10 protein-coding genes and 1 pseudogene are annotated in these 13,189 nt (G+C 38.3%); all 11 read left to right on the top strand.

The annotated features are described in order from the left end of the window. Window position 1: 1 nt before the first annotated feature. The 11 genes and pseudogenes from EVJ47_05535 (at window position 2) to EVJ47_05485 (ending at window position 13,025) form a co-directional block, all read left to right on the top strand. Window positions 2–1,003, top strand: a complete 1,002-nt coding sequence (locus EVJ47_05535) for a radical SAM protein (GenBank protein ID RZD14628.1) — start codon at window positions 2–4, stop codon at window positions 1,001–1,003. Between the two features lie 63 nt (window positions 1,004–1,066). Then, window positions 1,067–2,605 carry a DUF116 domain-containing protein gene (locus EVJ47_05530; GenBank protein RZD14627.1) on the top strand — a complete coding sequence of 513 codons (1,539 nt, stop codon included), beginning with the start codon at window positions 1,067–1,069 and terminating at the stop codon, window positions 2,603–2,605. Window positions 2,606–2,918: 313 nt separating this feature from the next. Continuing rightward, window positions 2,919–3,944 (top strand): annotated as a pseudogene (locus EVJ47_05525) (radical SAM protein). Window positions 3,945–3,996: 52 nt separating this feature from the next. Then, window positions 3,997–4,467, top strand: coding sequence for an OsmC family peroxiredoxin (locus EVJ47_05520; GenBank protein ID RZD14626.1), 471 nt, complete (start codon window positions 3,997–3,999; stop codon window positions 4,465–4,467). A 51-nt stretch (window positions 4,468–4,518) separates the two neighbouring features. Continuing rightward, window positions 4,519–5,139, top strand: coding sequence for a class I SAM-dependent methyltransferase (locus EVJ47_05515; GenBank protein ID RZD14625.1), 621 nt, complete (start codon window positions 4,519–4,521; stop codon window positions 5,137–5,139). A gap of 40 nt (window positions 5,140–5,179) precedes the next feature. Beyond that, window positions 5,180–6,742, top strand: coding sequence for a tRNA lysidine(34) synthetase TilS (tilS, locus tag EVJ47_05510; protein ID RZD14624.1), 1,563 nt, complete (start codon window positions 5,180–5,182; stop codon window positions 6,740–6,742). 158 nt (window positions 6,743–6,900) lie between these two features. Further along, window positions 6,901–8,772, top strand: a complete 1,872-nt coding sequence (locus EVJ47_05505) for an ATP-dependent metallopeptidase FtsH/Yme1/Tma family protein (GenBank protein ID RZD14623.1) — start codon at window positions 6,901–6,903, stop codon at window positions 8,770–8,772. A 108-nt stretch (window positions 8,773–8,880) separates the two neighbouring features. After that, window positions 8,881–10,092 carry a dihydropteroate synthase gene (gene folP / locus EVJ47_05500; protein ID RZD14622.1) on the top strand — a complete coding sequence of 404 codons (1,212 nt, stop codon included), beginning with the start codon at window positions 8,881–8,883 and terminating at the stop codon, window positions 10,090–10,092. A gap of 18 nt (window positions 10,093–10,110) precedes the next feature. Next, window positions 10,111–10,932, top strand: coding sequence for a TIGR00159 family protein (locus tag EVJ47_05495; GenBank protein ID RZD14621.1), 822 nt, complete (start codon window positions 10,111–10,113; stop codon window positions 10,930–10,932). Between the two features lie 23 nt (window positions 10,933–10,955). Next, entirely contained in the window at window positions 10,956–11,612 is a 657-nt protein-coding gene (locus tag EVJ47_05490) for a YbbR-like domain-containing protein (protein ID RZD14620.1), read from the top strand. A 42-nt stretch (window positions 11,613–11,654) separates the two neighbouring features. Further along, on the top strand, window positions 11,655–13,025 hold the full coding sequence (locus tag EVJ47_05485) for a phosphoglucosamine mutase (protein ID RZD14619.1): 1,371 nt from the start codon (window positions 11,655–11,657) through the stop codon (window positions 13,023–13,025). Window positions 13,026–13,189 lie beyond the last annotated feature (164 nt).

Genomic DNA, 13,189 nt, shown 5'->3' with positions numbered 1-13,189 from the left:
TATGAGTTTTTATGAATTTAACGAAGATTTTAGCCGGGACTACTTAGAAGGATTCAAAATAAGAAAGGCAAATTTTAATTCGGAGATGCACTTTTATGCCCCAAGCATAAAGGCTTACGAGACCGAGGATTTTAAAAATAACAAGTCGGATTCCTTCCCCCCTTTTTCTATTACGGGCGAGGCATGTTCTTTAAAATGCGAGCATTGCAATGCCGAAATTTTAAAATCTATGGCTCCGGTCGTAACAGAGGACAGTCTTTACGAAAGGGCATATTCTATTTATAAGTCAAACGGCAGCGGGTTTTTATTAAGCGGCGGTTCTAACAGCAGGGGGATAGTAGATATTCTTCCTTATATAGGCGCTATAAAAAGGATAAAATCAGATTTTAATCTCAAGGTTATAGTGCATTGCGGGTTAATTACGGAAGAGATAGCGGACGGGCTTTATAGCGCCGGCGTAGATTCCGCTATGCTGGATATTATCGGCGACGAGGATACTATCCGCAAGGTCTATCATCTCAACGCAACCGTTTCAGATTATGAAAATTCTCTGAAATTCTTGTCGGAAAGGAATATTCCATCCTCCCCCCATGTCGTAATAGGGCTAAAACATGGAAAAATTGCGGGAGAGTATAACGCGATAGATATTATATCGCGCTATAATATTTCTTCCCTTGTGCTGGTTGGTTTTATGCCTATGCATAATACAAAGATGGAAAATATTGCACCGCCGGAGCCTGAAGAAATCGGAGATATTTTTCTGTATGCCCGCAAAAAATTTCTTAGCATCCCCGTCCTTTTGGGATGCGAAAGGCCTTACGGTTTAAATAAATTTAAAATCGAGGAGTTAGCCGTAAAATCGGGATTAAACGGCATCGCATATCCTTCCGAAGGCATTATACCTTTTAGCGTGAAATTAGGATTAAAGCCTAAATTATCCGAGGTTTGCTGTTCTTTAATTTTTTCCGAAATGGCTTTGCAGGCTATAGAGTTGGGAAATTAATCTATAAATATAATCTTAAAAAGATTAGATTTCTGCCGTAGCGGGTTGGGACGAATAATTAAAATGTTCAGGGTAATAGATACTGGTGTAAACGATTTTTCGTTTAATATATGTATGGATAAAGCCCTTGTGGAATTAAGGAAAAAAGGGCTGATTCCGGACACTTTTCGTTTTTTGAGTTTTAAGCCCTGCGCTCTTGTAGGATATCATCAATCTGTGTTCAGCGAGATAAGGGATGATTACTGCAAAGATAACGGCATTGCAATCGGCAGGCGAATTACCGGCGGGGGGGCTATATACTTTGACGAAACGCAGCTTGGCTGGGAACTTGTTTTTTCTTCAAAAAGCATAAAGATAAATAACCTCGAAAAACTGACCGAAACCATTTGCAATGCTTTTACTAAAGGAATTAACAGACTCGGCATAAATGCAAAATTCAGGCCGAGAAACGATATAGAGGTGGATGGCAGGAAGATTTCGGGAACAGGCGGAACTTATGAGTCATCAGTTTATTTTTTTCAGGGAACGCTGCTTCTGGATTTTAATCCCGAAAATATGGTTAAATCTTTAAAAATTCCACTCGAGAAGCTGACCTCAAAAAATTTCGATTCTATACTTTCAAGGGTAACCTCCGTTAAAAGTCTGCTGGGTTATATACCAGAGTTAGACTCAATTAAATCCGCCATTATTTCAGGGTTTGAGGAAAGTTTAAATATAGATTTTTACGGAAGCGGCATATCCGAAGAAGAACATAAGTTTTTGGAAGAAAACCGCGCATATTATGCCTCGAGAGACTGGGTATATTTAAATGAGTTTGACCCTGTGGAAACGAAAATGGTTTCCGAGATTTATAAGTGTAAAGGCGGAATTTTTAAAACATATGCCAAGATTGACCAAAAAAGGAGCTTATTAAAATATATTTATTTTACCGGCGATTATTTTGTTTCTCCGGCAAGGGCAATATCCGATTTGGAAGGCTGTTTAAAGGATACGCCGTTTGATGAAATTATATTTAAAATAGACGATTACCTCGAAAAATTTAAACCCGAATTTCAAAATATTAAAAAAGAGGATTTTTTTAATATTGCGGCTCAAATAATAAACAAGGTTAATTTCTCGAAAAATGCGGGTATTAACGAAGCGGAACTGTCGAGATGTATTTTTATAAACGGAATGAAGCCCGAAGATATAAAGGGCGCTAAATTTATTCTTTTGCCTTATTGCGCAAAGAAAGCCGGCTGCGTTTATAGAAATGTGGATAATTGCGCTTCCTGCGGCGAATGCGAAACGGGCATAGCCTATAAATTTGCCAAAAAATACAATATCAATCCAAAGACAATAATAAATTATGAAAATTTGGTCGAAACACTAAACGAGCTTAAAGATAAGAATGTCGAATCATATATCGGTTTTTGCTGCAAAGAGTTTTATATAAAAAGAAATAAAGCCTTTATTGAAAGCGGGATAAAGGCATTGTTAATAGACATATCTTCGCCGTTATGTTATCATTATAACAAGGAAGATGACGCATATAACGGAATCTTTCAAGAAGAAACTAAACTCGGCGTTAATATTCTGGAAAGTTTAAAAATATATAAATAAAATACCTTAAACTCACCGTTAGAAACTATAAAAATGATTCAACAAGTTATAAATACTGGATTCCTGCTTTCGCAGGAATGACATTCAATGGGTGTAACAATAAATCCTCTCAAAGTCATTCCCGCGAAAGCGGGAATCCAGAAAATAAATTTCTAACGGTGGGTTAAAGAAATATAAATAATATGGAAAAAATGTTTTCCATCACAAATTTAAAGGAGGACAATGTTTTATGGGTCTTATGAACAAAAATCCTTTAGCGGCGGATACGGTTGATTACGCGGACAGGGGTGAGGGCAGGACTCCGGCTTCTTGTGAAAATTCCCCCGATTATTTAAAAGTTAGCCTTGCGGCTGCAATGACCCTTGGTTTTGTTCCAGGAATGTTTTATCGCAATGCCTGTCTTCATTGCGTAAATGTGCTTCTTACTTATGATGACGGATGCAGAGCAAATTGCGCATATTGCGGACTTCAAAAGTCGAGGGAAGGCGAATATAACGAGAAGAGTTTTATCAGGGTGGATTGGCCGGTTTTTAAGACGGACGATATTATCGATTTTACCCTTAAGAAAAAAGAGATAATACATAGGATTTGCATATCGATGATAACCCACGAGAGGGCGAAAGTGGATACTTTTAACATATTAAAGAGATTTTCGGGCGGGCTTCACTGTCCGGTTTCGATATTAATGACCCCGACGATATTAAAGCATGACGATATCGATAAGTTTAAAGAATATGGGGCGGACATGTTAACCGTTGCCTTAGATGCCGCAACGCCGGAACTTTTTGACGAGTACAGGGGAAGAGGCGTAGGCGGTCCTCACAGGTGGGAAAAGTATAATGATATTTTAGATTATTCGGTTTCCGTTTTTGGCAAGAATCGCGTGGGATGCCATTTGGTTGTCGGATTGGGCGAAACCGAAAAAGAAATGATATACAGAATTCAATCCGTTCGCGATAGGGGCGGAAGATCCCACCTTTTTTCTTTTTATCAGGAAAAGGGTTCAAAATTAGAAAATCATCCCCAATGCCCCGCGGGTCAATTCAGGCGCGTTCAGGTTGCAAGGCATATAATAGACTACGATATGGGAAGAGCGGAAGAAATGACATTTAAAGAAGGCGGCAAGGTTGTGGATTTTGGCATTCCTTTTAAAAATGTGGCTGAAATAATCGAGGGAGGAACTGCTTTTCAAACCACGGGTTGTCCGGGGAAAACCGAAATATCGTCCTGCAATCGTCCGTTTGGCGATTCCTCGCCAAGAAATATCAGGAGTTTTCCCTTCGAATTAAATGCTCTTGATGCGGCAAGGGTGAGAAGAGAACTTTTGGAATACGATTAACGGAAAAACTTGATTACCGCGGATGCGGGTGTGGATATATTAAGGAGGATATATATTGTCCGAAGCTGAAACCATAGTAGTAAAGGTAAAACACCTTGGTAATTTGCAAAATCAGATTATAACCAAAAATCATACCGTTATAACCGATGAACCCGAAGAATCCGGCGGAGATGAATTGGCCGCCAATCCGGTGGAGCTTTTATTAGGCGCAGAGGGCGCATGTACAATCTCCGTTTTAATGATGTTTGCAAAAAGAATGAAATACGACTTAAGGAATGTCGAAATAAATTTAATTCACAAAAGAGTCAGGGTGGAAGAGCTTAAAGAAGCAGGCATAGAAATTGATAACGAAAGAGGTTATGTTCATAAGATAGAAAAAAATATAAAATTCATAGGCAATCTCGATGATGACCAGCTCGAAGAACTGCGAAGGGTTTCAAAAAGGTGTCCCGTTCACAATATGATTGAAAAGCGGTCCTATTTCGAGGTTTCATTCGACCACAGTCTTAACGCCAAATCATAAAATATAAACCCAAATCCCGATTTGGGATAAATAACTTAATAGAGGAATAGAATGCATAAATTTGATCCGGCAAATCATAAAAGATTAAATTCGGAAGAGCGGTACAGGATAATGCCGCCGGAACTACTGATAGATGAAATAGAAAAGACGGCAGAGGCAAATCTAAAAAGCGGCGAGGCTGTGACTATTGCGGATGTCGGCTGCGGAAGCGGCTTTTTTTCATTATCTATAATGAAAAGATTTCAGGATAAAAACATCCTTCTGTTTGCTTTGGATGTGAGCGATGAAATGCTCGGCATATTTAATAATAATCTCAGGAACGAAGTCGGCGGGAAAAATTTTTCCAAGGTCAAATCTTTTAAGTGCGAGGAGTCTTTTCTGCCCCTTGCCGACAATTCTGTAAATATTCTTTTGCTGGCAAATGTTTTTCATGAAATAGAAGACAAATCTAATTATCTTCAAGAGATAAAAAGGGTTTTAAAGAATGAAGGGACTTTCTTCCTCGTAGATTGGAAAAAAGAGGATTTAAACCCGGTTATGGGGCCTCCAGCGGGGGAAAGAGTTTCCACCGAAGAGGCGGTTGACATACTTAAAAAAGCTAATTTTAAGGATATCAAATCACTTCCGCTATATTCTGCATCCTTTACTTTAGTTTCTAGAAAAGGGGATTAAGGAATATTTTTTTAGGGCGGTATGGGGTATAATATCTTTAGTGGATAAATTCAGTTCCTTTTTTTTAAGCAAGTTAATTAAAACGGTAAAAGATTCAGGCCTTTTGGCATGGGGGGACAGGGTGCTTGTTGCCGTCAGCGGCGGCGTTGACTCTACCGTCCTGCTTTATTCCTTATATGAGTTAAGGCATTATTTTGGAATAACTCTGGCATGCGCTTCTTTTGACCACAAGATAAGACCGTCGTCCCATGAGGATATTTTATTTGTGGGCGGCTTATGCAAAAAATTTTCTCTTCCTTTTTATACGGGGCAGGCCGATGCTAAAGATTATGCAAAAAGATTAAAATTAAATCTTGAAGAGTCCGCAAGAATTTTAAGATATAACTTTTTAATGGAATCGGCCATCGATTTCGGCGCCCAAAAAATGGCCGCCGCTCATCATCTGGACGATTTTGCCGAAAATTTTATCATGAGGCTGACTGTCGGCGGCGGAGGTAGCGCCATAGCGGGAATTCCCGTAAAAAATAATATTATAATAAGGCCGCTTATAAGGCATACTAAGCAGGAAATTATAAATTTCGCGGGAGACAATTCGATTAGGTTTAGAGAGGATTATACGAATTATGACAAAAAAATTTTTAGAAATTTCGTAAGATTAAATATAATTCCGCAGCTTAAAAAACATAATAAATCTTTTTTAAAAACGGTTTATAATACATCCGGGGTTTTAAGGAGCGACGACGAGTTTATAAATGCCGCCGCAAAAGATTTATTCGATAATATCTCAAAATTATTTTTCTCTAAAACGGAGGGCAACAGGCTTTTATTATCGCAAATTGTTTTTAACCGCAAGGATTTAATAGGCAGTCATCGCGCTTTATTGTACAGATTGCTAAAAATTTCTATTTTGTCCTTATGGCAGCCTCAAGACATTGTAGATAAAAATATTTTCTCAAAAAAACCGATAGTTTCCTATTCAAATTTTGAAGCATTCGTTGAATTAGTTAAAAGTAAAAAACCGAACGCATATTTTAATATAAAACACTTAATATCCGTTAGAAGAGAATATGATAATATTTTTATCGAACATATTTTATTAAATAATAAACTGACATTTAAGTCGTTTAATTTTAATTTTACGGGGACGAATGGAAAAGAAATTAAATATAAATGCATATTAAACGAATTAGATAAAACGAAATATAAGGATGTTTCCGATATAGAAATAAAAGAATTAGGCAGGTCTTTTTTTATAAAAAAGTTAAAAGAGAAGGAAACTTACAGAATAAAAGCCGGCATTTTAAAATTTAAAAAAAATACTTCTGTCCCCCCCAATGTCGCCTATTTCGATTTTGAAAAGCTTAAATTTCCCGTAACGATAAGGGCATTTAAGGAAGGGGACAGTTTTGTACCTTTGGGCGCCGGCGGGCATAAAAAGGTAAAAAGTTATTTTATCGATAAAAAAGTTCCTATGAAAGTGAGGAAAACTCTCCCGATTATCCTGTTTAAAGATGAAATAGCATGGGTTAGTTTTAATTCGATCAGCGAAACTATAAAAATAACCGAATCTACCAAATATGCGGGCATTATGTTTATTAAGTAAGCGCTCATTTAAATTTATCCGAAAAACGGATTCCTGCTTTAAAATTCAATTGCGCAGGATACACCCAAATCCCGATTTAGGACACAAATAATTATTGAAAAATTTATATAAATATGCCATAGTTATAATAGCAGAAAGTTTAAGGAGGTTAAACCAATTTGAATTCAAGACTAAAAAACCTTTTATTGTGGGTTTTTATAATTTTTTTGATGATTTTTATCTTTACGATGTTAAATCATCATCCGCCGAAAACCCAAAAAGTTATATTCTCGTCTTTATTGCAAGATATAAAATCAGACAAGGTTAAAAGTGTTACCATAGAATCCCATAATATAATCGGAGTCTATAAAGACGGCAAGAAATTTGAGACATATGCTCCAAGCTATCCCGGACTTATAAGCCTTCTCGAAAAACATAATGTAGCGATAGACGCCAAACCGAAACCCGGTTCTCCATGGTATTTAAGCTTTTTAATAGACTGGCTGCCGATGATAATTATTCTTTTTGCTTTCTGGTATTTTTTCTGGAGGCAGATGCAGGGCGGAGCAGGAAAGGCTATGTCTTTCGGAAGGTCTAAGGCAAAGCTTATGACCGACACCACTAATAAAATAACCTTTAAAGATGTCGCTGGCATAGAAGAATCGAAACAGGAGCTTTCGGAAATAGTAGATTTCTTAAAAGATCCCAAAAAATACACTAAATTGGGAGGCAGGATACCGCACGGCGTATTGCTTGTGGGTCCTCCAGGGACAGGTAAGACGCTCCTTGCAAAAGCAATTGCGGGTGAAGCGGGTGTTCCGTTTTTTAGCATAAGCGGTTCCGATTTTGTGGAGATGTTTGTCGGCGTCGGCGCTTCGAGGGTAAGAGACCTTTTTGCTCAGGGAAAGAAAAACGCGCCGTGTATAATATTTATCGACGAAATCGATGCGGTCGGAAGACACAGAGGCGCAGGTCTCGGAGGCGGCCATGACGAGCGGGAACAGACTTTAAACCAGCTTCTTGTAGAAATGGACGGATTTGAACCTAACGAGGGCGTTATTTTAATTGCGGCAACAAACAGGCCTGATGTTCTTGATCCCGCGCTTTTAAGGCCGGGGAGGTTCGACAGGCAGGTAGTCGTTCCAAAACCTGACATTAAGGGAAGAGAAGAGATATTAAAGGTTCATGTCAAGGATGTCCCGTTAGATAAAGATGCCGATTTGAAGGTGATAGCCAGAGGCACGCCGGGTTTTTCCGGAGCCGATTTAGCCAATATGGTGAACGAAGCTGCCCTTCTTGCAGCAAGAAAAAATGAATCGGCCGTTACGATGAACGACCTGGAAGAGGCTAAAGATAAGGTTATGATGGGTACGGAAAGAAGAAGCATGGTTATAAGCGAAAAAGAAAAAAAGGTAACCGCTTATCATGAAGCGGGACACACGCTTGTTGCTAAAATGCTTCCCGGAAGCGACCCTATTCATAAGGTTACTATAATTCCGAGAGGTATGGCTATGGGGCTTACCCAGCAGCTTCCTATCGACGAAAAACATAACTACGACAAGGAGTATCTGCTAAATGAGGTGGCAATTTTATTGGGCGGAAGAACTGCGGAGGAAATTATTTTTAATCAGATGACCACCGGCGCTTCCAACGATATTGAAAGGGCTACGGATATTGCAAGAAAAATGATATGCGAGTGGGGCATGAGTGAAAAACTGGGACCCATCACCTTTGGAAAAAAGGAGGAACAGATATTTCTGGGCAGAGAATTTGCCCAGCACAAAGACTACTCCGAATCCACGGCTATCTCTATAGACGAAGAAGTTATGGATATTATTTATAAAAATCATGAAAAGGCCAGGGAGATTCTTACTCAAAATATCGATATACTTAACGACCTTGCCGGCAAGCTTATCGAAAAAGAATCTTTAAACGGCAAAGAAATAGACGAGATTATTACTACCCATAAGCCCGATTATAAACCCGATGAAAGCGGCAGCAAAGTTGACCCGATTGAGGGCGGCGGCGAGGGATTGGATATAGAGGATTAATTTTAGCTTTTAATATGCGTGAGACTGGGGTTAAGTCTCACGCATTACCTGCAAACCGCAAATAACACAAATTTTGGATGTTGAGGCCTGACCCCGAATAAGTATAATATGCAAGCATATCTTATAGATATTTTTGACAGCACAAACGCCGCGCAGGAGCTGATAAATATCGGCGTGTCCAATTCAGGCAGAATTATTATGGGGGATAAGCTCAAATTTATCGTCATTAAACTCAAAAATATAAATTCGACTGCATTAAATATACTTAAACAAGAAGCGTTAAGCATAGGTGCAGAGCTTGCCAATCATAAGGATGTAATTACAGGAAAAATTGATAAATCCGACAGTATTTTGTTTGGGACGCCTGTCCAATTAAGAATCATTATCAAGAAGATAAAGACACAGGAATTTGGGTTAAAAGAGCTATCCAAAGATCTGGAAAATATTTTAGCCGCGGCAGACAATAAAGACGCTAAAATCTTAAAAACAGGCAAAGGCGATATTATTTTTAACGGAAAAACATATATTATGGGGATACTTAATGTAACACCGGATTCCTTTTCCGACGGAGGCGACTATTTTAATAAAGATGCCGCAGTTAAAAGGGGTTTGGATTTGGAACGGGAAGGCGCCGATATAATAGACATAGGCGGAGAATCCACAAGGCCGGGAGCGATTAATGTCGGTGAACAGGTAGAAATAGACAGGGTATGTCCCGTTATAGAAAAATTGTCAAAAACCATTAATCTGCCGATTTCTATAGACACAAGAAAACCCGGTGTTGCAGGGGAGGCTTTAAAAACAGGCGCATCTATTATCAACGATGTGTCCGGCCTCAGTTATGATAAAGAGGGTATGGCAGGTGTTTTAGCCGCAACTGGCGCCCCTTATATTCTTATGCATTCTCGGGGAAAATTGCCTGAAGACATGCAAAGAGATTTAAGAGCTTATGACGATATTTTCTATGATATTTTAACATATTTTAATGAAAAAATAGAATATTTGGAAGAAAGGGGCTATAGCAGGGACAATATAATTATCGATCCCGGTTTTGGTTTTGCAAAATCAATGGTTGACAACTATAATATTTTATCGGGCATTACATCGTTTAAATCCTTAGGATTACCGCTTTTGTGCGGCGTTTCAAGGAAATCGTTCATTAATGCCGTAACAGGAAAGAATAAAAATGATGTTTTAAGCGGCAATATCGCCATTGCATCCTATATGAACCTAAAAAAGGTGGATATGGTAAGGGTTCACGATGTTAAACAAACGGCGCAGGCTTTTGCCGCGCTGGATAAAATAACCGAATTAAGTTAAAAAATAAAAAAATAAAAAATGATTTCCCTTTTACAAAGCTTTGGATGGCGAGATGTTTTAGATATAATAATCGTCGCCTTTATTATTTATAGGGCAATAATACTTATTAAAGGGACGGGCGCGTTCCATGTACTAGTAGGGCTTATAATAATTTTTGCGGTATTTTTGATTGCCGTAGGTCTTAAACTTTATACTACCGAGTACATATTCGGGAATTTTTTAAGTTCGATTATTATAGTAATTATCGTCCTTTTTAGAAACGAGATAAGAAGGGGTCTAATCGAGGTCGGGAAAAACCCGTTTGCCGTTGCGCAAAATAAATTAGAAAGGGTCGGTCTTATAGAGGAAACTTCAAAAGCCGTTTTCGAATTAGCCTCAAAAAGAATCGGTGCAATTATAGTTTTCGAAAGAAATGTTTTTCTGGGCGACTATTTGAAAATAGGAACTAAACTTGATTCTATTGTTTCAAAAGAGCTTTTAATAAGCATTTTTACACCTCCGTCACCGCTTCATGACGGCGCAGTTATTATTCAAAAAGGAAAAATAGCGGCAGCCTCCTGTTATTTGCCTTTATCGACCGATGAGGATATCAATAAAAAATTTGGCACAAGACACAGGGCCGCAATTGGACTTTCCGAACTCACCGATGCCCTTTCAATCGTAATTTCGGAAGAAACGGGGAACATTGTGGTTATACAGCCCAAAAAGGTTGAAAAAATTAAAAACAGCGATGATTTAAGAAATCTGCTTCTGAAAAATCTAAATTATCAGCATGAGCGCAAACAACCTTTGATAAAAACAATCTATGAACTTTTATTCGGAAAGACCGACGAAAAATAATAGTTTCAGGCAATGAATAAAAAATGAATAAAAATATAGAAAATTTATTTAAGAAAAATTTTTGGCTAAAGCTGCTTTCTTTATGTATTGCCATTATTATCTGGGCTTATGTAATCGGCGGCAAAAAACACGATGTTATTTATACCGCGGGATTAGTTATTCATCCTCTTCCAAAGGGCTACGCCATAAGCAATATATTGCCGAACGATATTCATGTTAAATTGCGCGGTTCAAAAATTGCTCTGGGAAAACTAAATAAAGAAATTGCTTTTAAAATTGATGGAAGCTCGCTTCTCAGTAAAAAGAATACCATTGTGTTAAGCGGGTCTTATTTAGACCTTCCTTCAGGTATAAGGGTAATAAGCATACATCCAAAGATAATACCCGTCATGATCAGCAGGGTTGTTATAAGGTATGTAAAGGTATTGCCGATAACTACGGGAAAGCTTCAAACCGGTTATTATTTACAAAATATCAATGTATTTCCTCAATATGTTAAGGTTAAAGGTCCTAAAGATATAGTCGGACATCTTTCGGTTATCACCACAAAGAGTATAGATTTGAGTCATTATAAAAAAGGTGAATTGCTAATGGTCTCCTTAAGAAAACCTACAAAATTGGTAAAAATTTTGTATAATAAAAAGGTCAATGTCAGCCTTGCAATTGTCAGGTCAAAATAGATTGATAAAATAATAGTAAAGAAAATGAAGGTGCAGGGAAGTATGAGAAAATTATTTGGTACCGACGGCGTCCGCGGACAGGCAAACAGGCATCCTTTAACATCCGAGGTTGCTTTAAAGCTCGGAATGGCTTTAGTCAGCGTTTTAAAGTCCCGTGGAAAAAAACTAAAAATAGTTATAGGAAAAGATACCAGAATTTCAGGTTATATGCTGGAAACCGCTCTTTCGTCGGGTATCTGCGCCATGGGGTCAGATGTTTATTTAGTGGGTCCGATGCCGACCCCCGGGGTTGCTTTTATAACTTCAAGTATGAGAGCCGATGCCGGCGTAGTTATTTCCGCATCTCATAATCCATTTTATGATAACGGCATTAAGTTTTTTGACAGTAACGGATGTAAATTTGACGATGAAATAGAGCAGAGAATAGAGGAGTTGTTTTTTTCATCCATGAAGGGCTTAGAGGAAGCTGGACCCACGGGAATAAATATAGGGAAAGCTCATAGAATAGATGATGCGATTGGCAGATATGTCATTTTTGCCAAATTATCCTTTCCAAAAAATTTAACCTTAGGCGGACTTAAAATGGTTATAGATTGCGCTAACGGAGCGACCTACAAGGCTGCGCCGGAGGTTTTTGGGGAACTGGGGGCATCGGTAATATTGGACAGCGTTAATCCCGACGGTTTAAATATCAATGAAAATTGCGGTTCTATGCATCCGCAAAATTTAAGCTCATTGGTCAAAAAAAACGGCGCGGATATAGGGATAGCTTTTGACGGAGACGGCGACAGGGTAATTTTTAGCGACGAGAACGGCGATATTCTTTTAGGAGACGAATTTCTCGCTATATGTTCGTTATATATGAAGGAAGAGGGTTTATTGAAAAGCAACGGGATTGTCACGACCCCGATGTCTAACATAGCCCTTGAACTGTTGTTAAAAAAGAACGGGATTAAAACCATTTATGCGGATGTCGGAGACAGGTATATTATGGAAAAAATGCTTAAAAACGGGTATAATTTAGGCGGGGAGCAGTCGGGACATATTATATTTTTAGACGATATTAACACGGGAGACGGCATAATATCCGCTTTAAAACTTCTGGCCGTTATGGTAAAGTCGGGATTGCCCCTTTCGCAATTAAGAAAGATTTTTGTTCCTTACCCCCAGACCCTGTTCAATATCGATGTGCCGTATAAAAAAGACATAGCGGAACTGCCAAAAGTAAGTGAAAAAATTGCTTATTTTACGGAAATATTAAAAGACAGAGGAAGAATTTTCGTGAGATATTCAGGGACTCAAAACTATTTAAGGGTTCTTGTCGAGGGCGAAGATTATGACGAGATAAATAAAATCGGACTTGAGATTAAGGAAGAAATAGAAAAGTATTTTAAAAACAATAATAGCATATAACCCAAATCCCGATTTAGAAATTTATTTTCTGGATTCCCGCTTTCGCGGGAATGACACCCGACGGGTGAAACGATAAATACTCTCAAAGTCATTCCCGCGAAAGCGGGAATCCAGATTTACTTAGCATTGGAATATATAAATATTTTTCTAAATCGGGATTTTGG

The sequence above is a fragment of the Candidatus Acidulodesulfobacterium ferriphilum genome, from assembly GCA_004195035.1.
In the GTDB taxonomy this organism is placed as follows: domain Bacteria; phylum SZUA-79; class SZUA-79; order Acidulodesulfobacterales; family Acidulodesulfobacteraceae; genus Acidulodesulfobacterium; species Acidulodesulfobacterium ferriphilum.
Note: the sequence above shows the minus strand (reverse complement) of the source record. Positions and strands in the feature narration are given on the sequence as shown.